Source organism: Streptomyces sp. NPDC050743 (assembly GCF_044456925.1).
Classification (GTDB): Bacteria; Actinomycetota; Actinomycetes; order Streptomycetales; family Streptomycetaceae; genus Streptomyces.
The window spans coordinates 1-21,980 of record NZ_JBITGJ010000026.1 but is presented as its reverse complement, the minus strand read 5'-3'; the positions used below and the strand labels follow the sequence as shown (position 1 = coordinate 21,980).

19 protein-coding genes are annotated in these 21,980 nt (G+C 70.9%); 9 read left to right on the top strand and 10 right to left on the bottom strand.

Annotated elements, in window-relative coordinates; genetic code table 11:
* The first annotated feature begins 84 nt into the window (after nt 1-84).
* Complete coding sequence (locus ACIBJF_RS24280) at nt 85-1,677, top strand: AMP-binding protein (RefSeq protein ID WP_399176611.1); 1,593 nt, start codon at nt 85-87, stop codon at nt 1,675-1,677.
* A 15-nt stretch (nt 1,678-1,692) separates the two neighbouring features.
* Entirely contained in the window at nt 1,693-2,505 is an 813-nt protein-coding gene (locus ACIBJF_RS24275) for a PaaX family transcriptional regulator C-terminal domain-containing protein (RefSeq protein WP_399176610.1), read from the top strand.
* Nucleotides 2,506-2,595: 90 nt separating this feature from the next.
* Here the strand turns inward: ACIBJF_RS24275 and ACIBJF_RS24270 are convergent, their stop codons facing one another.
* Together ACIBJF_RS24270 and ACIBJF_RS24265 are read right to left on the bottom strand one after the other, a co-directional pair.
* Nucleotides 2,596-4,860 carry a bifunctional salicylyl-CoA 5-hydroxylase/oxidoreductase gene (locus tag ACIBJF_RS24270; RefSeq protein WP_399176608.1) on the bottom strand — a complete coding sequence of 755 codons (2,265 nt, stop codon included), beginning with the start codon at nt 4,858-4,860 and terminating at the stop codon, nt 2,596-2,598.
* A gap of 6 nt (nt 4,861-4,866) precedes the next feature.
* Nucleotides 4,867-5,694: an enoyl-CoA hydratase family protein gene (locus ACIBJF_RS24265; RefSeq protein WP_399176606.1), complete on the bottom strand. Its 828-nt coding sequence runs from the start codon at nt 5,692-5,694 to the stop codon at nt 4,867-4,869.
* 295 nt (nt 5,695-5,989) lie between these two features.
* Between ACIBJF_RS24265 and ACIBJF_RS24260 the strand changes: the two genes are divergently transcribed.
* A complete protein-coding gene (locus ACIBJF_RS24260) occupies nt 5,990-6,445 on the top strand; it encodes an ATP-binding protein (RefSeq protein ID WP_351806165.1) in 456 nt (151 codons plus the stop codon).
* Here the strand turns inward: ACIBJF_RS24260 and ACIBJF_RS24255 are convergent.
* The 3 genes from ACIBJF_RS24255 to ACIBJF_RS24245 all read right to left on the bottom strand — a co-directional run bounded on the left by ACIBJF_RS24255 (nt 6,402) and on the right by ACIBJF_RS24245 (nt 10,272).
* Nucleotides 6,402-7,853: an amino acid permease gene (locus ACIBJF_RS24255; protein WP_399176604.1), complete on the bottom strand. Its 1,452-nt coding sequence runs from the start codon at nt 7,851-7,853 to the stop codon at nt 6,402-6,404. The two genes, ACIBJF_RS24260 and ACIBJF_RS24255, sit on opposite strands and share 44 nt — an antisense overlap.
* A 122-nt stretch (nt 7,854-7,975) precedes the next feature.
* Nucleotides 7,976-8,986, bottom strand: a complete 1,011-nt coding sequence (argF, locus tag ACIBJF_RS24250) for an ornithine carbamoyltransferase (protein WP_399176602.1) — start codon at nt 8,984-8,986, stop codon at nt 7,976-7,978.
* A gap of 62 nt (nt 8,987-9,048) precedes the next feature.
* Complete coding sequence (locus ACIBJF_RS24245) at nt 9,049-10,272, bottom strand: arginine deiminase (protein ID WP_399176600.1); 1,224 nt, start codon at nt 10,270-10,272, stop codon at nt 9,049-9,051.
* A gap of 145 nt (nt 10,273-10,417) precedes the next feature.
* Here ACIBJF_RS24245 and ACIBJF_RS24240 point away from each other — a divergent pair, with 145 nt between their 5' ends.
* The gene (locus ACIBJF_RS24240) at nt 10,418-11,596 is read left to right on the top strand and encodes an SPFH domain-containing protein (RefSeq protein WP_399176598.1); all 1,179 of its coding nucleotides are present in this window, start codon (nt 10,418-10,420) and stop codon (nt 11,594-11,596) included.
* Nucleotides 11,593-12,483 (top strand): hypothetical protein, encoded by an 891-nt coding sequence (locus tag ACIBJF_RS24235; protein ID WP_399176596.1) that lies wholly within the window; start codon nt 11,593-11,595, stop codon nt 12,481-12,483. The genes ACIBJF_RS24240 and ACIBJF_RS24235 overlap by 4 nt, the downstream gene beginning before the upstream one ends.
* Here ACIBJF_RS24235 and ACIBJF_RS24230 read toward each other — a convergent pair.
* The 5 genes from ACIBJF_RS24230 to ACIBJF_RS24210 all read right to left on the bottom strand — a co-directional run bounded on the left by ACIBJF_RS24230 (nt 12,480) and on the right by ACIBJF_RS24210 (nt 19,392).
* Nucleotides 12,480-13,013 (bottom strand): DUF5825 family protein, encoded by a 534-nt coding sequence (locus tag ACIBJF_RS24230; RefSeq protein ID WP_399176595.1) that lies wholly within the window; start codon nt 13,011-13,013, stop codon nt 12,480-12,482. The two genes, ACIBJF_RS24235 and ACIBJF_RS24230, sit on opposite strands and share 4 nt — an antisense overlap.
* Complete coding sequence (locus tag ACIBJF_RS24225) at nt 13,010-14,857, bottom strand: RiPP maturation radical SAM C-methyltransferase (protein WP_399176593.1); 1,848 nt, start codon at nt 14,855-14,857, stop codon at nt 13,010-13,012. Before ACIBJF_RS24225 ends, ACIBJF_RS24230 begins: the two co-directional genes overlap by 4 nt.
* A 220-nt stretch (nt 14,858-15,077) precedes the next feature.
* Complete coding sequence (locus tag ACIBJF_RS24220; protein WP_399176591.1) at nt 15,078-17,660, bottom strand: polynucleotide kinase-phosphatase; 2,583 nt, start codon at nt 17,658-17,660, stop codon at nt 15,078-15,080.
* Entirely contained in the window at nt 17,657-19,120 is a 1,464-nt protein-coding gene (locus ACIBJF_RS24215; RefSeq protein ID WP_399176589.1) for a 3' terminal RNA ribose 2'-O-methyltransferase Hen1, read from the bottom strand. Before ACIBJF_RS24215 ends, ACIBJF_RS24220 begins: the two co-directional genes overlap by 4 nt.
* A gap of 41 nt (nt 19,121-19,161) precedes the next feature.
* Nucleotides 19,162-19,392, bottom strand: coding sequence for a winged helix-turn-helix domain-containing protein (locus tag ACIBJF_RS24210; protein ID WP_399176587.1), 231 nt, complete (start codon nt 19,390-19,392; stop codon nt 19,162-19,164).
* A 140-nt stretch (nt 19,393-19,532) separates the two neighbouring features.
* Here ACIBJF_RS24210 and ACIBJF_RS24205 point away from each other — a divergent pair, with 140 nt between their 5' ends.
* The 4 genes from ACIBJF_RS24205 (at nt 19,533) to ACIBJF_RS24190 (ending at nt 21,703) form a co-directional block, all read left to right on the top strand.
* Nucleotides 19,533-19,841: a hypothetical protein gene (locus ACIBJF_RS24205; RefSeq protein ID WP_399176585.1), complete on the top strand. Its 309-nt coding sequence runs from the start codon at nt 19,533-19,535 to the stop codon at nt 19,839-19,841.
* A 389-nt stretch (nt 19,842-20,230) separates the two neighbouring features.
* A complete protein-coding gene (locus ACIBJF_RS24200) occupies nt 20,231-20,449 on the top strand; it encodes a hypothetical protein (protein ID WP_399176583.1) in 219 nt (72 codons plus the stop codon).
* A 623-nt stretch (nt 20,450-21,072) separates the two neighbouring features.
* A complete protein-coding gene (locus ACIBJF_RS24195) occupies nt 21,073-21,546 on the top strand; it encodes a recombinase family protein (RefSeq protein ID WP_399176581.1) in 474 nt (157 codons plus the stop codon).
* Nucleotides 21,547-21,565: 19 nt separating this feature from the next.
* Nucleotides 21,566-21,703: a hypothetical protein gene (locus ACIBJF_RS24190; RefSeq protein ID WP_399176579.1), complete on the top strand. Its 138-nt coding sequence runs from the start codon at nt 21,566-21,568 to the stop codon at nt 21,701-21,703.
* Nucleotides 21,704-21,980: the final 277 nt, after the last annotated feature.

Below are 21,980 nucleotides of genomic sequence, written 5' to 3'. Positions count from 1 at the left end.
CGCTCGTTCCGCGAGCCCACCAGGACGCCGGTGCCCACCACGACGCCCGTCTCGACGCTTGTCACGGCAAGGGGGCGAACCGCCATGCATCGCTCGGCCCATGTCGACACCTTCGCGCGCGACCATCTGCCGCCGCCCGACGAGTGGCCCGAGCTGCGGTTCGCCCTGCCGGAGCTGCGCTATCCCGAGCGGCTGAACTGCGCCGCCGAACTCCTGGACCACACCGAGGCGGACCGGCCGGTCTTCCACACCCCGGACGGCCCCAGCTGGACCTACGGCGAGCTGCGCGCGCGGGTCGACCGGATCGCGCACGTGCTCACCGGCGAGCTCGGCGTGGTCCCCGGCAACCGGGTGCTGCTGCGCGGCCCCACCACGCCCTGGCTCGCCGCCTGCTGGCTGGCGGTGCTGAAGGCGGGCGCGATAGCGGTCACCGTGCTGGCCCAGCAGCGCCCGCACGAGCTGGCCACCATGTGCGAGATCGCCCTGGTGCGGCACGCGCTGTGCGACATCCGGTCCGTGGACGACCTGGCGAAGGCCGACATACCCGGGCTGCGGATCACGACGTACGGCGGTGACGGCCCCGACGACCTCCTCAACCGCCCGGCACCCGGCACGCCGTACCCGGCGGTCGGCACCGCGGCCGACGACGTGGCCCTGATCGCGTTCACCTCGGGCACCACGGGTCGCCCGAAAGGGTGCATGCACTTCCACCGGGACGTGCTGGCGATCGCGGACACCTTCTCCCGGCATGTGCTGCGCCCCCGGGCGGACGACGTCTTCACCGGCAGCCCCCCGCTCGGCTTCACCTTCGGCCTGGGCGGTCTGGTGGTCTTCCCGATGCGGGCCGGCGCCAGCTCCCTGCTCCTGGAACAGGCCGGGCCCCGCCAACTGCTCCCCGCGATCGCCGAGCACCGCGTCTCGGTCCTGTTCACCGCCCCGACCGCGTACCGCGCCATGCTGGAGCAGCTCGACGGGTACGACGTCTCGTCGCTGCGGCGCTGTGTGTCGGCCGGCGAGAACCTGCCCGCGGCCACCTGGCGGGCCTGGCACGAGCGCACCGGTCTGCGCGTCATCAACGGCATCGGCGCGACCGAGCTGCTGCACATCTTCGTCTCCGCGGCCGACGAGCGGATCAGGCCGGGCACCACGGGGGTGCCGGTACCGGGCTGGCAGGCGCGGGTGCAGGACGCGCACGGCACGCCGGTGCCGGACGGCGAGCCCGGCCTGCTCGCCGTGCGCGGCCCGGTCGGCTGCCGCTACCTCGCCGACCCGCGCCAGCGCGCCTATGTGCGCGGCGGCTGGAACATCACCGGTGACACCTATGTCCGCGAGCCCGACGGCTACTTCCGCTATGTGGCCCGCGCCGACGACATGATCATCTCCGCCGGGTACAACATCGCCGGACCCGAGGTGGAGGACGCGCTGCTGCGGCACCCGGACGTGGTGGAGACGGCGGTCGTCGGCCGCCCGGACGAGGCCCGCGGACAGGTGGCGGTCGCCTACACCGTGCTACGCGAGGGCGCCCGGCGCGACCCCGAGGCCCTGCGCACCTTTCTCAAGTCCGAACTGGCACCCTACAAATGCCCGCGCGAGTTCGTCTTCCTCGACGCGCTCCCCCGCACCGCCACCGGCAAGCTGCAACGCTTCCGGCTGCGCAGCGAAGGTGACCGGCAGTGATGCCGACGACCTAAAATGATCAACGTGTCCGAGCAGCACGCCCCCAGGTCCCTCATCGTCACGCTCTACGGCGCGTACGGCCGCTTCATGCCCGGCCCGGTGCCCGTCGCCGAGCTGATCCGGCTCCTGGCCGCGGTCGGCGTGGACGCGCCCTCCGTCCGTTCCTCGGTGTCCCGGCTCAAACGGCGCGGCCTGCTGCTGCCGGCCCGCACCGAGCAGGGCGCGGCCGGCTACGAACTCTCGCCGGAGGCCCGGCAGTTGCTGGAGGACGGCGACCGGCGCATCTACGCGACCACGCCCGTGGCGGACGCGGGCTGGGTGCTCGCGGTGTTCTCCGTGCCCGAGTCGGAGCGGCAGAAGCGGCATGTGCTGCGCTCCCGGCTGGTCGGCCTGGGCTTCGGCACGGCGGCCCCCGGGGTGTGGATCGCCCCGGCGAGGCTGTACGAGGAGACCCGGCACACGCTGCGCCGGCTGCACCTGGATCCCTACGTGGACCTCTTCCGCGGCGAGCACCTGGGCTTCGCCCCGACGGCCGAGGCGGTCGCCCGCTGGTGGGACCTGGCCGCGATCGCCAAGGAGCACGAGCGGTTCCTGGACGCGCACGCCCCGGTGCTGCGCGCCTGGGAGCGCCGCGGCAGCACCCCGCCCGAGGAGGCCTACCGGGACTACCTCCTCGCCCTCGACTCCTGGCGCCACCTGCCGTACAGCGACCCGGGGCTGCCCGCCCGGCTGCTGCCCGCCGGCTGGCCGGGCGTGCGCTCGGCGGAGGTGTTCCAGGGGCTGCACCGACGGCTGCGGGACGCGGGAGCGGGGTTCGCGGGGGCGTGAGGCGGCCGACGGCTGCGGGACGCGGGAGCGGGGTTCGCGGGGGCGTGAGGCGGCCGACGGCTCGGAACCCGGTGGCGCCCGGGGGCCTGCTCAGGAGAGCGACAGCCGCGGCTTCGGGGCGTCCGTGCGGCCGGTCTGCGGGCGCCGGCTGCCCGCGCGGTAGGGCGCCGGCCAGACGACACCGGGCCCCTCGTATCCCTGCTCGGCCGCCGCGTGCAGAGTCCAGTGCGGGTCGTACAGATGCGGGCGGCCCAGCGCGCACAGGTCCGTGCGCCCGGCGAGGATCAGGGAGTTGACGTCGTCCCAGGACGAGATCGCGCCGACCGCGATCACCGGGACACCCGCCTCCTGCCGGATCCGGTCGGCGAACGGCGTCTGGTACGACCGCCCGAGCTCCGGCCGCTCCTCGGCCACCACCTGCCCGGTGGAGACGTCGATCGCGTCGGCCCCGTGCGCGGCGAAGGCGCGGGCGATCTCCACCGCGTCCTCGGCGGTCGTGCCGCCCTCGGCCCAGTCCGTGGCCGAGATGCGCACCGTCATGGGCCGCTCCGCCGGCCACACCGCGCGTACGGCGTCGAAGACCTCCAGCGGGAACCTGAGCCGTCGCTCCAGCGAGCCTCCGTAGGCGTCGGTGCGCCGGTTGGTGAGCGGGGAGAGGAAGCCCGAGAGCAGATAGCCGTGCGCGCAGTGCAGTTCGAGCAGGTCGAAGCCGGCCCGCGCGGCCCGCCAGGCGGCTTCGGTGAACTGCTCGCGGATGTCGGTGAGTTGAGCGCGTGAGAGCTGCCGCGGGGTCTGGCCGTCGGGCTTGTAGGGCAGCGGGGAGGCGGCGACGAGGGGCCAGTTGCCGTGGGGCAGCGGCTCGTCCATGCCCTCCCACATCAGCTTCGTGGAGCCCTTGCGGCCGGAGTGCCCGAGCTGCACGCCGATCGCGGTGCCGGGTGCCTGGGTGTGCACGAAGTCGGTGACCCGCCGCCACGCCTCGGCCTGCCGGCCGGTGTAGAGACCGGCACAGCCCGGCGTGATCCGGCCCTCCTCGCTCACGCACACCATCTCGGTCATGACCAGCCCGGCGCCGCCGAGCGCGCGGGCGCCGAGGTGGACGAGGTGGAAGTCGCCGGGGACGCCGTCGGTGGCGGAGTACATGTCCATCGGCGACACCACGACCCGGTTGCGCAGGGTCAGGTCGCGCAGCCGGAACGGGGTGAACATCGGGGGTGTCCCGGGCGGACAGCCGAACTCGCGTTCGACCGCCTCGGTGAAGTGGGCGTCGCGCAGCCGCAGGTTGTCGTGGGTGACGCGGCGGCTGCGGGTGAGCAGGTTGAAGGCGAACTGGCGGGGCGGCTGGTCCAGGTGGAGCCGCAGGTTCTCGAACCATTCGAGGCTGGCCCGGGCGGCGCGCTGGGTGGAGGCGACGACGGGTTTGCGCTCCTCTTCGTAGGCCGCCAGGGCCGTTGCGAGTGTGGGCTGTTCGCGCAGGCACGCCGCGAGGGCGAGGGCGTCCTCCACGGCGAGTTTGGTGCCGGAGCCGATGGAGAAGTGGGCGGTGTGCGCGGCGTCGCCGAGGAGGACGACGTTGCCGTGGGACCAGCGTCGGTTGACCACCGTACGGAAGGTGGTCCAGGCGGAGTTGTTGGAGTGCAGCGGGCGGCCGCGGAGCGCGTCCGTGAAGATCTTGGCGCAGCGCTCGACGGATTCCTGCGGGATGACGTCGTCGAATCCCGCCGTCTTCCAGACCTCCTCGCGCATCTCCACGATCACGGTGGAGGCGTCGGCCGCATAGGGGTAGCCGTGCAGCTGCATCACGCCGTGTTCGGTCTCGGCGATCTCGAAACGGAAGGCGTCGAACGCGAAGTCCGCGGCGAGCCATATGTAGCGGCAGCGGTGTGTCGTCAGCTGCGGGTCGAACACCTCGGCATGGGCGGCGCGGGTGGTGCTGTTGACTCCGTCGGCGGCGATCACGAGGTCGTACTCGGCGGAGAGCGTGTCCGGGTGGGGCGCCTCGGTGGAGAACCTCAGGTCCACGCCGAGGGAGCGGCAGCGCTCGTGCAGGATCGCGAGGAGACGGCGCCGGCCGAGGGCGGCGAAGCCGTGGCCGCCGGAGCGGTGGGTGACACCCCGGTGGACGATGTCGATGTCGTCCCAGCGGACGAAGTCGCGTTGCAGGGCCTCGTAGACGACCGGGTCGGCGTGTTCGATGCCGCCGAGGGTCTCGTCGGAGAGGACGACGCCGAAGCCGAAGGTGACGTCCGGGGCGTTGCGCTCCCAGACGGTGACCTCACGGGTGGGATCGAGCCGCTTGAGGAGCGCGGCGGCGTACAGGCCACCGGGGCCGCCACCGATGATCGCCACGCGCATGAGGGCTCACCTCCCCCGCCACTTCGGCGGGCGCTTCTGCGTGAAGGCCGTGTGGAACTCCGCGTAGTCCTCGCCGTTCATCAGCAACGCCTGGGTCGAGGCGTCCAGCTCGATCGAGGCCGCCAGCGGCATGTCCAGCTCGGCCGTCAGCAGGGCCTTCGTCTGGGCGTGGGCCAGGGCCGGGCCGTCGGCCAGGCGGCGGGCCAGCGCGTGAGCCGCCTCGTCGGTTCGGCCGTCCTCCGTCAGCTCGCTGATCAGGCCGATGCGCTCGGCCTCGGGGGCCCGGACCGGTTCGCCCAGCATGAGCAGGCGGGTGGCGTGGCCGAGGCCGACGACGCGGGGCAGCAGGTAGGCCGCGCCCATGTCGCCGCCGGACAGGCCGACGCGGGTGAAGAGGAAGGAGAAGCGGGCGGTGGGGTCCGCGACGCGGAAGTCGGCCGCCAGCGCCAGGACCGCTCCGGCGCCGGCCGCCACCCCGTGCACCGCGGCGATCACGGGGAACGGGCACTCCCTGATCGCCCGTACGACCTGGCCGGTCATCCGGTTGAAGTCGAGCAGCTGGGCGGTGTCCATGCCGAGGGTGGCGCCGATGATCTCGTCGACGTCGCCGCCGGAGCAGAAGCCGCGCCCCTCGCCGGCCAGCACCAGGGCTCGGACGGCACGCTCCCGGGACAGCTCGGCCAGCAGGTCGCGCAGGTCGGCGTAGGCGCCGAAGGTGAGCGCGTTGAGCTTCTCGGGACGGGCGAGGGTGACGGTGGCGACCCCGTCGGCGAGCTGGACCCGCAGGTGCTCCCAGTCGCAGGTGCGGGCGGCGGAGCCGGTGAAGGGACTCATGACGTGCGGCCTCCTAGGGCGGCGGTGCCGTACGTTGCGCTGTCCCATGAAGTTATCACTTGTTTGTGACTGTCGTCACGACTGCGCGACAGGCAGCGGTCGATCGGCCGGATCCGGTCACGTCCGTCACCGGTCGGCGACAGCGCCGTAACAAGGGGCTCGGGCGGGCGAGGCGGGGCGTTCGGCGGGGTACGCCGCCGGTACCGGGGCCGAGGGTCCCGGGCGAAGCCCGCCGACGGTCCGAAGTGGCCGGGCCCGTACCATTCCTACAGTCGAAAGCAGGACAGCCTGCTCCATGAACGGACTCGCCTTGCACGAACGCCCCACCGAACCGGCCTCCTGGCGCATCGCACTGCCGCACACCGCAGCGGCGGTGCCCGTGGCCCGTGCCCTGGTGCGTACGGCCCTCGCCGAGGTGGAGCACCCGGCCGACAGCGACACCGCGGAGCTGCTCACGGCGGAGCTGGTGGCCAACGCGGTGGAGCACACCGCCGGGCGCGGCCCGATAGAGCTGGTGGTGGAGCTGTTGCCGACCGGCTGCCAGGTCGAGGTGCACGACCCGGACCCGGCGCCGCCCGGCCGGCTGACCGCGCCGGCCATCGAGGAGCCCGACGTCTGGCAGGAGGGCGGGCGCGGCCTGCTCCTGATCCGCGCCCTCAGCTCGTCCTGCGGTCACCGCCCCACCCCGTCGGGCAAGGCGGTGTGGTTCAGACTGCCTGTGGTTCCCGCTCAGCGGCGGCGCTCGGCGTGACCTCGGGGGCGGCCGTCCGCGCCAGCGTGGAGTGCCGGCGGCCGTAGCCGGCGTAGATCGCCAGGCCCACCGCGAGGAACACGGCGAACTGGACCCAGGTCTGCCAGCCGGTCTCGTACGTGAGGTACAGGCAGAAGGCGACGCCGAGCAGCGGGCCCACCGGATACAGCGGCACCCGGAAGCTGCGGGTGAGGCCCGGCTCGCGGCGGCGCAGCGCGATCACCACGATGTTGACGACGGCCATGATCGCGAGCGTGCCGATGGTGCACAGGTTCATCACGGCGTCGAGCGAGGCGAAGGCCGCCGGGAGCGCGAAGACCACGGCGACGATCAGCGTGCCGGCGACCGGGGTGGAGGTCTTCGGGTTCACCTTCTCGAAGACGCGCGGGATCAGGCCGTCGCGGGACATCGACATCAGGATGCGGGTCTGGCCGTACATCACCGCGAGGACGACCGAGGCGATGGCGACGACCGCGCCGAAGGCGATCACTCCGCCGCCGACGGCGGAGCCGGTGACCTCGTTGACGACGTAGGAGAGGGCGGCGGGGCGGCCGGCGACCTGCTTGCCGCCGATGGCGCCGATCGCGGCCAGCGCGACCGCGCAGTACAGCAGGGTCACGATGCCCATGCAGACCATGATCGCGACCGGGATGTCCCGGCGCGGGTTCTTGGCCTCCTCGCCGGCCGTGGTGATCGCGTCGAAGCCGATGTAGGAGAAGAAGGCGGCCGTGGTGCCCGCGCCGATGCCGCCGAGGCCGGCCGGGGAGAACGGGGTGAGGTTGCCGTGCTTGAAGGCGCTGTAGCCGATGGCGCAGAAGGCCAGCAGGATGACGAGCTTGACCGCGGCCATGGCGGCCGTCGCCCGGGCGCTCTCCCGCACGCCGCGCACCAGCAGCACGGAGGCCATGGCGATGACGATCACGGCGGGGAGGTTGATGATCCCGCCGTCGCCGGGGCCCGCGGACAGGGCGGCCGGGAGCTGGACGCCGGTGAGGCTGTGCAGCAGCTCGTTGACGTACTGGCTCCAGCCGACGGCGACGGCCGAGATGGAGATGCCGTACTCCAGCAGCAGGCACCAGCCGACCAGGAAGGCGGTGGACTCGCCGAGTCCGGCGTAGGCGAAGGAGTACGAGGAGCCGGAGACCGGGATCGCGCCGCCCAGCTCCGCGAAGGAGAAGGCGGTGAAGACGCAGGTGATCGCGGCGAGGACGAAGGAGACGACGACGGCCGGGCCGGCCTGGGCGACGGAGTCGGACAGGCCGACGAAGATGCCGGTGCCGACAATGGCGCCGACGCCGAAGCAGATGAGCTGGAAGAGGCCCATCGTGCGCTTGAGGCCGTGGCCCTCGCGGTCGGCGCCGGATTCGGCGACGAGCAGGTGCGGGGACTTGATGCGGGAAGCGGGCATTGCGGGTTGGTGCTCGTTTCTGGGTGGTGCGGGCGACCCGGTGGGGTCGCGGCGTCGGCCCGGGCTGGGGTGGTGCCGGGCCGCCGGTCAGGATAAGGGCTGGTCGGGGCGGTGGACCAGGGTCAGCGGGCGAGTGTGGCGACCAGCACCGCCTTGATGGTGTGCAGGCGGTTCTCGGCCTCGTCGAAGACGACCGAGTGGGCGGACTCGAAGACCTCGTCGGTGACCTCCAGCGAGTCGAGGCCGTAGGTCTCGTGGATCTCGCGGCCGACCTGGGTGCCGAGGTCGTGGAAGGCCGGCAGGCAGTGCAGGAACTTCACGTCCGGGTTGCCGGTGGCGCGCAGGACGTCCATGGTCACGGCGTACGGCTTCAGCGCGGCGATGCGCTGCGCCCACACCTCCTTCGGCTCGCCCATGGAGACCCACACGTCGGTGGCGACGAAGTCCGCCCCCGACACGCCCTCGCGGACGTCCTCGGTGAGGGTGATCCGGGCGCCGCTCGTCTCGGCGAGCTTGCGGGCGTGGGTGACGACGTCCTCGGCGGGCCAGTACGCCTTCGGGGCGACGATCCGCACGTCCATGCCGAGCAGGGCGCCGGTGACCAGGTAGGAGTTGCCCATGTTGAAGCGGGCGTCGCCGAGGTAGGCGAAGGCGATCTCCGTCAGCGGCCGGGCGCTGTGCTCGGTCATGGTGAGCACGTCGGCGAGCATCTGGGTGGGGTGCCAGTCGTCGGTGAGCCCGTTGTAGACGGGCACGCCCGCGTACGCCGCCAGCTCCTCGACCTTGGCCTGGCTGTCCCCGCGGTACTCGATGCCGTCGTACATCCGGCCCAGCACCCGCGCGGTGTCCTTCACGGACTCCTTGTGGCCGATCTGCGAGCCGGACGGGTCCAGGTAGGTCGTGTGGGCGCCCTGGTCGGCGGCGGCGACCTCGAACGCGCAGCGGGTGCGCGTCGAGGTCTTCTCGAAGACCAGCGCGATGCTCCGGCCGCGCAGGTACTGCGTCTCGGCGCCCGCCTTCTTGGCCGCCTTCAGCTCGGCTGCCAGCTCGACCAGGCCGCGGAACTCCTCCTCGGTGAAGTCCAGCTCCTTGAGGAAGTGGCGGCCGGCGAGGGCGGTCGGGACAGTCGCCATGGGGGGCGCTCCAGAGGTACGGCTACAGCGGACACTGTAAGTCTATACGATCCTTCACATTTCTATACGGCGTCTCGTTCCACGGGACAGCTCATGCAGCGCGGCCCGCCCCGGCCCCGGCCCAGTTCGCTGCCCGGGATCTCGATCACCTCGATGCCCTGTTTGCGCAGATGCGTGTTGGTGGTCGAGTTGCGCTCGTAGGCGACGACGACCCCGGGCTCGACGGCGAGCACGTTGCAGCCGTCGTCCCACTGCTCGCGCTCGGCGGCGTGCACGTCCTGGGTGGCGGTCAGCACCCGGATCTCGCCGAGGCCCAGGGCGGCGGCGATGGCGCGGTGCATGTGCTCCGGCGGATGGTCCGTGACCTTCAGCTCCTTCTCGGAGACCCCCGGCTCGATGGTGTACGAGCGCAGCATGCCGAGCCCCGCGTACTGGGTGAAGGTGTCGCCGTCGACCATGGTCATCACCGTGTCGAGGTGCATGAAGGCGCGCCGCTTGGGCATGTCGAGCGCGACGATGGTGCGCGCCGAGCCGGCCGCGAACAGCTTGTACGCCAGCATCTCCACGGCCTGCGGGGTGGTGCGCTCGCTCATGCCGACCAGCACGGCGCCGTTGCCGATCACCAGGACGTCGCCGCCCTCGATGGTGGAGGGGTGGTCCGCCTGCCCCTGGGACCAGACGTGGAACGTCTCGTCACGGAACAGCGGGTGGTGCCGGTAGATCGCCTCGAAGTGGACGGTCTCCCGCTGCCGCGCGGGCAGCCGCATGGCGTTGATCGCCACCCCGTCGTAGACCCAGGCGGAGGTGTCGCGGGTGAAGAGGTGGTTGGGCAGGGGGCCGAGGAGGAAGTCGTCGAGGTCCATCACATGGAAGCGGACGGAGGTCGGCTCCGCGTGCGCCTGCAGGAACTCGCGCTTGGTCATGCCGCCCACGAGCGCCTCGGCCAGCTCCCGTGCGGGCAGGGACTCGAAAGCGGCGCGCAGGTGGTCGGCGGCGAGGGGGCCGTACTCCTTCTCGTGGAAGACCCGGTCCAGGACGAGGGCGCGGGCCTCGGGGAGCTCCAGGGTCTCGGTGAGCAGGTCGCCGAAGAGGTGGACGGCGACCCCGCGATCACGCAGGACGTCGGCGAATCCGTCGTGCTCGGCGCGCGCCCGGCGCACCCACAGCACGTCGTCGAAGAGCAGGGCGTCCTTGTTGCTGGGGGTGAGCCTTTTGAGCTCCAGGTCGGGCCGGTGCAGGATCACGCGGCGCAACCGCCCGGCCTCGGAGTCGACGTGGTATGCCATGCCTCCATCCTGGCCGTCCCCGCCCGTCTTCACGCCCTTGTTGACCGTTTCCGATCCCTCCTGTTTTCGTCCTCTTGACGAGAAGTGACGTCCAGGCTTATCGTCGCTATGACGAAAAACGGGGGTTCGCACACGAGGGGGATCCATGGCCGACATCACCCGGCGTCTTGGCCGGCGCCACCTGCGCGGCGCACCGACCGCCCACATCCGGCACCACCGCTCGGGCACGCTGGTACACGACGGTCCCGGGCTCAGCTTCTGGTTCCGGCCGCTCACCGCGGCCCTGTCCGAGGTACCGGTCGACGACCGCGAACTGGCGATGACCTTCCACGCCCGCACGTCCGACTTCCAGGACGTGTCCGTCCAGGCGACGGTCACCTACCGCATCGCCGACCCGGCCGTGGCCGCCGCCCGCCTGGACTTCTCCATCGACCCGGACACCGGCGCCTGGCGCGGCACCCCGCTGGAGCAGCTGGGCACGCTCCTGACCGAGACGGCCCAGCAGCACGCGCTGGACGTGCTCGCCCGTACGCCGCTGTCGGCGGCGCTGGTCGACGGCGTCGCGGCGGTGCGCGAGCGGGTCGCGGCCGGGCTGGGCGCCGAGCCCCGGCTGCCGGCGACCGGGATCGAGGTGGTCGCCGTACGGGTGATGGCGCTGCGGCCCGAGCCCGAGGTGGAGCGCGCGCTGCGCACCCCCGCCCGGGAACAGATCCAGCAGGAGGCCGACCGGGCGACCTACGAGCGGCGGGCCGTCGCGGTCGAGCGGGAGCGGGCCATCGCCGAGAACGAACTGGCGAGCAGGATCGAACTCGCCCGCCGCGAGGAGCAGTTGGTCGAGCAGCGCGGTACCAACGCCCGCCGCGAGGCCGAGGAGCAGGCGGCGGCTGACGCGGTGCGCGCCCGGGCCGAGGCGGCCCGCTCGGTGCGGCTGGCCGAGGCGGAGGCCGAGCGGTCGGTGAAGCTCGCGGAGGCGGAGGCCGCACGGCAGCTCCGGCTCACCGAGGCCGAGGCGGCACGGTCGCGGCAGCTCGCCGAGGCCGAGGCCGCGCGCACGGCCCTGCTGGCCGACGCCGAGGCGGCGCGGGCGGTACGGATCGCCCGGGCCGAGGCCGAGGGCGCGCGGGAACAGGGCGCGGCGCGGGCCGAGGCCCAGGCGGCCTGGCTGCGGGTGCACACCGAGGCCGGCGTCGACGGGGCGACGACCCTGCGCGCGCTCACCGCCGCCCGGCTGACGGAGAACCTGCCGCACATCGACAGCGTGACCGTCTCACCGGACGTGCTGACCGCCCTGCTCACCCGGCTCACCCCCGGAGGATCCGCGTGAGCCTCGCCCCGCGTGCCGTGCTGGTCCATCGGACCACGGAGTACGAGGAGCTGGTGGCCCGGCACGGCACGCACGGCCAGGCCGCGTTCTTCCTCGCCTCCCGGGGGCGGGACATCGAGGAGGTGGCCGAACGCCACCGGCGCACCCGCCGCGCGCTGGCCGAGGTGACCGCGGCGGTACCGCTGACCTGGCGGCAGGCGCAGGTGGAGCGGGGTGACCTCGACCGGTTCCTGTTCGCGCCCGAGGACGTGGTGGTGGTCATCGGCCAGGACGGACTGGTCGCGAACGCCGCCAAGTATCTGGCGGGCCAGCCGGTGATCGGCATCGACACCGATCCCGGCCGCAATCCGGGGGTGCTGGTGCGGCACCGCCCGGCCGACGCGGCGAAGCTGCTGGCGGCGACGGCCGCGGCGGTGGACGAACTCACCATGGTGGAGGCCGTCGCCGACGACACCCAGCGGCTGCTGGCACTCAACGAGATCTACCTGGGCACACCCGGTCATCAGACCGCCCGGTACCGCCTGGGCCTCGAGGACGACGGGGGTGTCGTCGAGGCCCAGGCCTCCTCCGGGGTGCTGGTGGGCACCGGCACCGGCGCGACCGGCTGGCTCCGCTCGGTGTGGCAGGAGCGAGGCAGCCGGATCCCGCTGCCCTCCCCCACCGAGGACCGGCTGGTGTGGTTCGTCCGCGAGGCCTGGCCGTCACCGGCCACCGGTACGAGCCTGGTGGCGGGCGAACTCGCCGCCTCGGCGGCGCTGACGGTCACCGTGGAGTCCGACCGCCTCATCGCCTTCGGCGACGGCATCGAGACGGACGCGCTCCAGCTGACCTGGGGGCAGACGGTCCGGGTCGGGGTGTGCGGACAGCGGCTGCGGCTGGTCGGCTAGATCGCGGTGCAGGGCACCGGCCAGCGCCGGATGCGCGGCGGCAGGGCCACCGCCCAGCCCGAGGCGGACAGCACCAGCCGCTCGGCGACGAGCAGGCCCACGGCCTCGCGCTCGACCGCGTCCACCGGCGTCGGCTCCTGGAGGCGGAGGAAGGCGGCGAGGAGCTCGGGGTGGTCGAGGGTGAGCCGTACGGCCGTGCCCCGCCCCGCCCGCCGGTCGAGGACGGTCACGAACCCGGGCCCGCGCCGGTGGTACAGGCTGCCATAGGCGTATCCCTCCCGCCAGACGGCCAACTCGTCCTCGGCTCCCGGCAGTTCGTCCGGCGGCGACAGATGGCTCAGCAGTCCGATGTCGTACGGCGGCCTGCCCACGGCCCGCCAGGTCACCCGCAGGCCCTGGCTCTGGCACTCGCGCAGGAAGCGCACCGCCTCCGCCGTCCCCCGCCCCGCGCCGCTCAGATCCAGCGGCCCCGTCACCTCGGCCCGCCGTCCGGTGAGCCGGTACGGCACGACGGCCGACAGCGCGCTCATCCGGCGCCCTCGGGCAGGCGGACCGGCTCGCCCCAGGTCGGCAGGGACACATAGGTGGCCCCGTCGCGGAACAACAGGCCGAGCCCCAAGGCCTGTCGCACCCACTCGGCCAGCGTGTCGACGCCCAACCCATGCCCGTCGGCGGCCAGCAGCCGGTGCAGCGCCGGTACGGTACGGCCGTCTTCCAGGCGCCGCAGGGCCTCGGCGCGCCAGCCGGAGAAGCGGTGGGTGACCGGTGCCCGGCCGTGCCTCCGGTCGTGCACCAGCAGCTCCTCGCCGTCCTCCGCGAACAGCAGCCGGGAGTGCGCGTACCCGGCCCGCCACGCGGCGACGGCGGCCTTGAGCCGTCGCTCGGCCGGGCCCGTGATCCCGGCGTCCTCGCTGTCGAACAGGTAGACCAGGTCGGCGAGTTCGTCCTCGGGCAGCTCATAGACGTGCCGGTACATCCGGGCCGGGCGGCGCTTGCCGAAGCCGAGGTCCGGGTCGGTGAAGTGCGGGCTGAACCGCTCCAGCTGGATGCGATGGGCGCCGCTCGGCGGCTGGAGGTGCACCAGCGCGGGGAGCTGGTCGATCACCGGTGCGTAGTCCTCGGCCGTCTCGCCGGGGAAGCCGTACAGGAGGTTCCAGGAGCAGGTCAGCGCGTGGTTCTCGCACTCGCGCAGGGTGCGGACGTTACGGGCGCCGGTGACGCCCTTGTCCATCAGGTCCAGCACCCTGCTGCCCAGGCTCTCGATGCCGGGCTGGATGTGCACGGTGCCGGACTCGCCGAGGAGGCGGAGCTGGGCCGGGGTGAGGTTGGACTTGACCTCGTAGTGCAGCCGCAGGTCCCAGCCGCTCCCGGCCACGCGGGGCAGGAAGTCCCGGAAGTAGGCCATGTCGATGATGTTGTCGACGGTGACCACGTCGAGGATGCGGTGCCGGCGCACCAGCCGGTCGATCTCGGCCCACAGCCACTCCCCGGGCTTGGCGCGGAAGGCCATGGCGGAGCCGTTGAGCCCGCAGAAGGTGCAGTGGTGCTTCTCGCCCCACCAGCAGCCGCGGGCACCCTCCACCACGAGCTTCGGATGGACGTGCTCCCGCACCGGGGAGGCGTCCAGCGCGGCCTGCCACTGGTCGTAGTCGGGCGAGGGGATGTCGGCGGGGGCCACGGTCCGCCGGGTCGCGGGGTTGGCGCGTGACACCGGCCCGTCCCACCAGCACAGGCCCGGCACGTCGCCGGGGTCGGTGCCCTCGGCCAGATGCCGCAACAGAGCCGGGAAGGCGTACTCGGCCTCGCCGCGCACCACATGGTCGACGAAGGGGTGGTTGCGGTGCAGGGCGTGGCCCATCGGCCCGTCGCAGTTGCTGCCGCCGAGGACGACCGTCACCTCCGGGCGTCTTCGCTTCAGTTCGCGGGCGAGCGCGAGGGAGGAGACGTTCTGCATGAAGGTCGTGGTGAACCCGACGACGTCGGGCTCCGCCGCGAGCACCTCATCCGCGCAGGCGGCGACGAAGGCGGCGGCGTACGGCCGCATGGCGACGGCCGTGTCGATGAAGACGTCCCGGTCGGCGGCGTAGTCCCGCAGCCGGGCCAGGCCCCAGTCCGGATCGTCGTACAGGACGCCGGAGAAGACCCAGTCGCCGAGGCCGTGGAAGATGGCGTCGCTGCCGACGGAGACGTAGTCGCCCGGCCGCAGCCGGCCCCCGGAGCGCTCCAGCAGGAACTCGGCCCAGCGCAGGGAGCCGTGGAACTCCGCCACCTCGGCCTCGGGGCGGGCCTGCCGGACCAGCCGGTTCAGCAGGCCGAGTTGCAGCGACGGAAGGTCGAGCGGATGCCAGGGCATCGTGACCAGGTGGACGCGCATGCTCAGCGGGTCGGCCGCTTCTCCAGGATCGCCGGCCGGCGGCCGGTGCCCCGCTCCTCCTCGCGGACCACGACCTTCTTGATCTCCACGTCCACCACCCCTCCCCGCCGGACGCGCGAACACCCCTGTGCCGCACCGGCTGTCCACCATATGGACAGATCTGTGTGCGACACAAGGGCGTTCTGTGACGGACGGATGCGGCCCGCCTCGGCGTGCCGGGCTACAGGCGCGGGTCCACCGGCTCCGACTCCAGGGCCAGCACCCCGAACACCGCCTCGTGCACCCGCCACAGCGGCTCCCCGTCCGCGAGGCGGTCCAGGGCCTCCAGACCGAGGGCGTACTCGCGCAGCGCGAGGGACCGCTTGTGGTTCAGGAAGCGCTGCCGGAGCCTGGCGAGGTTGTCCGGGCGGGTGTACTCGGGGCCGTAGATGATCCGCAGGTACTCCCGGCCGCGGCACTTGACGCCGGGCTGGACCAGCCGTCCGTCCGGGTTGCAGACCAGCGCGCCGAGCGGCTTGACGACCATGCCCTCGCCGCCGCGGCCGGTCATCTCCAGCCACCAGTCGACACCCGCGCGCACCGACTCCGGGTCACCGGTGTCGACGTACAGCCGCCGGGTGGTCTGGAGGAGTCCGGTGCCGTCTTGCTCCACCATGCGGTCGATCAGGGCCAGTTGCTCGTCGTGCGGCAGCGCGGCGAGGCTGCGGCCCTGGACGGCCAGCAACTGGAAGGGCGCCAGGCGTACGCCGTCCAGGCCGTCCGTGGTCCAGCAGTAGCGGCGGTAGGCCGCGGTGAACGCGGTCGCGTCGGCGGCCCGGTCGCGCTGCCGGTCCAGCAGTCCGGTGAGGTCGACGCCCCGGGCCGAGGCGGCCTCCAGCGCGGCCAGCGCGCCCGGGAACACCGCGCCGGACGCGGCGCCGACGGCCGCGTACTGACTGCGCAGCAGCCCCGAGGCCTTCAGCGACCACGGCATCAGCTCGGCGTCCAACAGCAGCCAGTCGGTGGCCAGTTCGTCCCAGAGACCGGCATCCGTGATCGCCGAGCGCAGGCGTCCGAGGATCTCCTCGGTCACCCGCTCGTCGTCGAGGAACGGCCGCCCGGTACGGGTGTAGAGCGACCCGGTCGGCCCTCCCCCACTCTCGGCTTCGCTCGAGCGGGAGGTACCCCCAACACCAAACCGCTTGCGCGCCGCCTCCGCGTCCCGGCACACCAGGGCCACGGCCCGCGAGCCCATGTGCTTCTCCTCGCACACGACCCGCTCGACGCCGTCCGCCGCGTACTGCGCGAAGGCCTCGGCCGGGTGCTCCAGGTAGCCCTCGACCCGCGAGGTCGGCGTCGGTGCCATGGTCGGCGGCAGATACGGCAGCAGGCGCGGATCGGTCGCGAAGCGGCTCATGACCTCCAGGGCCGCGGCCGCGTTCTCCTCGCGGACCGCCACCCGGCCGGCGTGCCGGGTCTCCACGGCCCGGCGGCCGTACACGTCCGCCAGGTCCAGCGGCCGGCCGTCCTCACCGCCGGGCGCCTCCGAGCGCAGCGGGCGGGCCGGCTCGTACCAGACCCGCTCGGCCGGTACGTCGACCAGCTCGCGCTCCGGCCAGCGCAGCGCGGTCAGCTTGCCGCCGAAGACCGCGCCGGTGTCCAGGCAGATCGTGTTGTTGAGCCAGGATGCCTCCGGCACCGGGGTGTGGCCGTAGACGACCGCGGCGCGGCCCCGGTAGTCCTCCGCCCACGGGTAGCGCACCGGCAGCCCGAACTCGTCGGTCTCACCCGTGGTGTCGCCGTACAGGGCGTGCGAGCGGACCCGGCCGGAGGTGCGGCCGTGGTACTTCTCGGGCAGGCCGGCGTGGCAGACGACCAGCTTGCCGCCGTCCAGGACGTAGTGGCTGACCAGGCCCGCCAGGAACCGTCGTACCCGCTCCTTGAACTCCTCGCTCTCGCCCTCCATCTGCGCGATGGTCTCGGCGAGCCCATGGGTGTGCTGGACCTTGCGGCCCCCCAGGTAGCGGCCGTACTTGTTCTCGTGGTTGCCGGGCACGCACAGCGCGTTGCCCGACTCGACCATCGACATCACCCGGCGCAGCACGCCCGGGGTGTCCGGGCCGCGGTCGACCAGGTCGCCGACGAAGACGGCGGTACGGCCCTGCGGGTGGACGCCGTCGGCGTAGCCCAGCTTGGCGAGCAGCGCCTCCAGTTCGGCGGAGCAGCCGTGGACGTCGCCGATGATGTCGAAGGGGCCGGTGAGATGCGTCAGGTCGTTGAAGCGCTTCTCGGTGACGACGGTGGCGTGCTCCACCTCCTCGACCCCGCGCAGGACGTGCACCTTGCGGAAGCCCTCCCGCTCCAGGTGCCGCAGCGAGCGGCGCAGTTCGCGGATGTGGCGCTGGATGACCCGGCGGGGCATGTCGGCGCGGTCGGTACGGGCCGCGTTGCGCGCGGCGCACACGTCTTCCGGCATGTCCAGCACGATGGCGATGGGCAGCACGTCGTACTTCCTGGCCAGCTCGATCAGCTGACGCCGGGCGTCCTGCTGCACGCTGGTGGCGTCCACGACGGTGCGGCGGCCGGCGGCCAGCCGCTTGCCGGCGATGTAGTGCAGGACGTCGAAGGCGTCGCTGCTCGCGCTCTGGTCGTTCTCGTCGTCGCAGACGAGACCGCGGCAGAAGTCCGAGGAGATCACCTCGGTGGGCTTGAAGTGCCGGCGGGCGAAGGTGGACTTGCCGGAGCCGGAGGCACCGACGAGGACGACGAGGGAGAGGTCGGTGACGGGGAGCACCCGTCCCCGGTGCTCTGTCGACTCGGTCATGCTGCCTTCGCCTCCTTCTCGGTCCTGATCGCGAACAGTGCCATCTGGGTGGGCGGGCCCACCTCGGGGTCGTCGGGGCCGATGGGCCCGAACTCCACCGTATAGCCGTGCCGTTCGGCCACCGTGTGCGCCCAGCTGCGGAACTCCGCCCGGGTCCACTCGAAGCGGTGGTCGCCGTGCCGGGCGTGTCCGGCGGGCAGGGTCTCCCAGCGGACGTTGTACTCGACGTTCGGGGTGGTCACGAGGACCGTGCGCGGGCGGGCGTGCCCGAACACGGCGTACTCCAGGGCGGGCAGGCGGGGCAGGTCGAGGTGCTCGATCACCTCGCTGAGCACGGCGGCGTCATAGCCCTTGAGCCGGTTGTCGGTGTAGGCGAGCGAGCCCTGCACCAGCTTGACGCGAGAGGCCTGCCGCTCCCCCATGCGGTCCAGCTTCAGCCGGCGGGAGGCGATGGTGAGCGCCCGCACGGACACGTCGAGGCCGACGATCTCGGTGAACCGCACGTCCTTCAGCAGCTCCCGGACCAGCTCGCCCTGTCCGCAGCCGAGGTCGAGGACGCGAGCGGCGCCGGAGTCCCGCAGGGCCGCGAGGATCGCCTCCCGGCGCTGGACGGCGAGCGGGGTGGGCCGCTCTTCCTCCTCGGTCTCGGCCTCGACCGCGTTGTCGATCTCCTCGACCTCGCTGTCGTCGGCCTCGGCGAGGCGCACCAGCTCCAGCCGCTCCATCGCCTGCCGGGTCAGCGCCCAGCGGCGGGAGAGGTACCGGCTGGTGATCAGCTTCTGCTCCGGGTGGGCGGGCAGCCAGCCCTCACCGGCCCGCAGCAGCTTGTCGACCTCGTCGGAGGAGACCCAGTAGTGCTTGGCGTCGTCGAGGACCGGCAGCAGGACGTACAGATGGCGCAGCGCCTCGGCGAGGGTCAGTGTCTCCCCCTCCAGGACCAGGCGGACGTACCGGGAGTCGCCCCACTGCGGGAACTCGGTGTCGAGCGGGACGGGCTCGGCGGTCACCGTCCAGCCCAGCGGCTCGAACAGCCGTCGTACGAGGTCAGGGCCGCCGCGGGCGGGCAGGGCCGGTACCTCTATGCGCAGGGGCAGCGGGGCGGCGGCCCGCTCGGGACGGGCGGTGCACACGCCGCGCAGGGCGCTGGAGAACACGCCGCTCAGCGCGACCGCGAGCAGCGAGGAGGCCGCGTAGGGGCGGTCGTTCACGTATTGCGCCAGGGCCGCGTCGGGGGCGCCGCCGCGGCCCTTGCCCTTGCCTCGCCGGACGAGCGCGAGCGTGTCGATCTCCAGCAGCAGCGCGGCCGTGCAGCGCCGGTCGTCCGCCTCGGGGTAGAAGACGTGCGCCGTGCCGTAGGACAGCTTGGTTGAGAACGGGTTGTCAGGGTGCTTGTAGAGGAGAAACCCCAGGTCAGTGGCCGGGTGCTGCTCGTCGCCAGTAGTCGAGATTGTCAGGAACACGTGATCGAGTATGGGTGTCGGTGGGCCAGGTTGGTACTGGATTACCTGGTCTCTGAGACGAAGTAGCCACGGCCACTGACCACGTACACAACTCCCTCAGCGCGGAGCCTGGCCAGTGCTCGGGATGCCGTTGACTGCGACACGTCGAACTCTGTTGCCAGCGCCACCGTCCCCGGTACGCGTGCACCAGGGGCGTACACGCCCTCTCGGATGCGTCGCCGGATCTCCTCTGCAACCTGCGGCCAATGCGGCTCTGCCCTGTTGATCTCCACCTATTCAGGGTGCGAGAGATTCACCCAACGTGCTATCGAGGTAGTCAGGTACTCAGGTAGTCTGGTTAGCCAAGAAAGGACCCCCGCGACAGCGCGAACTGTCCGGGGGCGTGGCCACACCTGACGAAAGCAGGGATGACATGGGAGAGCGTAGCGCTCACGTTCGGCTGTTGCCGTTCTCTGGGCCGGAAGGGAAGAGGGCACACCTGATCACCGATGGGACGGCATCAATGCTGTCTCTGCTGGCAGACAACATCGAGAGTCAGCAGATCCAAACGGCAACGGTGATTGTGGAGTTGGCGCGGCCGATGATCGCAGAAGAGGCCAAGCTGACGGCTGATGAACTCCGCTGGATTGCCCGGCGTCTCATCGAGAGCCTGACGGACGTACTGAACATCACAGAGAGCCGGGGGCAGAGGATTCCCAACTACGAGGAAGAGGCGGAGTAGCTACCCACCCCGAGAGCCCCTGGACGCTGTACCGGTCTGGGGTTCTCTCATACCCAACCGCTGATGTTCCTCAAGTGCCGGTGCAACAGGTTTGCCGCTGGGCATCCTTGATCCATGTCGCTACCAGTCATCGCGATCATCATTGCGTCCGTCAGTGCGGTGTTCACCGGGTCCAACATGGTCATCTCCGCGTTGACCTACCGTCGCGTAAGGCCACGAGTCGAAGTCGACTCCAGGTGGGGACTGCTAGGAGACCTTGAACACCCCAGGAAGGGTAAGAACACTTTCGGTTTCCGTCTGCACGTCAAGAATGTCAGCCCCACAGCCGCCAAGGTGGAGAGATCAAAATCCCCCGCGTTGGGGCTGCACGCTCCCTCAAGGCGCCGAACATGGAACTTCCAGCCTTTGGCGGATTGAGTTGGGAGATCCCGTATGACTTCGAAACCATCTCGCCTCCCCCTGGTTGGGGCTCCGTGACGGTTGTAGTGCGGCTGACTAACGGTGAAGAGGTGTACGGAAAGCGGATCTCTCGTAGCGCACTGGACGATCAGATCACCAGGATCAACGGCTACTACCCGGAACTCGGGCTGTCATCTCCATCTGTGTGACAGGGTGCCTTCGTCTCCGCTAAGCGGAATCACTCCATCTCGTTTGTCAGTGCCTCATGGGACAGTCATAGCTCAAGACCAATCGACGTCCCATGAGGAGGAAGCATCAACAAGCCAGAACGTAAGAGAGCCGATAAGCTGAAAGCAGGGGATCACCTGAAGCTTTGGAATGGGAAGACTGCTGAAGTGCTCTCGATTGAACCAGCGATTAACCAGGTAGGAAGAAAGGCGCTGATCCTCACCCTGTACAAGTCACCCAAGATGGCGGTGAAGACAGGGCGCATCATGACCATGCACTATCCGGCATAGCAGTAACCCGAGCCAACCACACCCCCAGGGATGGCCGTAGAGCCACCTGTACGCCCCTGAGAGCCCCTAGCGTCCACTCCTGGCTCCCCAGTGCCGCCAAGGGCGAGACAGACTCTCAGAGACCCCGTAGAGCCTTGGGGCAGATTCGAGGTCCCTGGATAGTATGGGAAATGGGGAACATCTAGAGAAAAGATATATTCCTCCTTCGGGGGAATTAATATCTATCAGAATATCTTCCCTATTTACTTATACAAAAGAACCAAGTCTAACCAAGGTTCTATCACGCCTGCCGTCTCGTCTCGGCACTGGAGTACATGCGCGAGGGAGACATGCTCACGGTCCAGGAAGTTGACCGGCTCGGCCGGAACCTCCTTGAGGGGCTGCTAATGCTGACTGAGCTGTTCGAGCGTGGCGTAGCCGTGAAGGTGCTGGACGGTGTGGCCAAGGGTGAGCACACAGAGCGCAGCCTGATCCTGGACCTAGCGTTTGCCCTTGCCGAGGACCGTCGCAGGGACATCGTGAAGAAGACGAAGAACGGCCTTGAGGCTGCGAAGAAGCGCGGGCGGGTAGGTGGACGCCGACCGGTCATGAACGAGGCTCTGACGGCTCAGGCCGTGGCTCTGAGGGACAAGGGATATACGATCCGGCAGATTCAGCCGCACCTCACGTACAGGACCCAGAGCGGAGAGACCCGTAACCCCTCGTCGGTGCCATCTCTCAGGCTCTCAAGGCGTATGACGGGCAGGAGGGTTCGTAGGCCGCTCCAGGTAGCATCATCGCGCACTTGACCTAGGGGTGGGGAGAAGCATGGGGATCATTCAGACCGTTGTCGGGGCCATCGTGGGATGGGCGTTCGTCATCATTGCGGTAGGCAACGCAATACTCTGGCCGGTTGTAGCGGTGATCGAGTGGGTTCAAGATCGCAAGCGCAACCGCCAGAGCTGACACCCCATCAATCCCTCTGACTGCCTGTCAGGGGGATTTTCTTTATCGAATTGAGATTTAAAAGAATTGCCGAAAATGGGTTGACGAATTCAAAAAGCTGACCCCCCTACCTTCACGAAACTTTATTAAGGTTTTGCCCTACCTGGTCTGTCACGCGTGAGGCTACTCCCTACCTAGACCAGTGAGCCTTTCCCGGTAACCGACGGTCGCTGAGGGTGATCGCCTCCGGGAGTCTCGTGGTGTACTCCCAACTCCGGGCAGACGTAAGGCCCCTGGT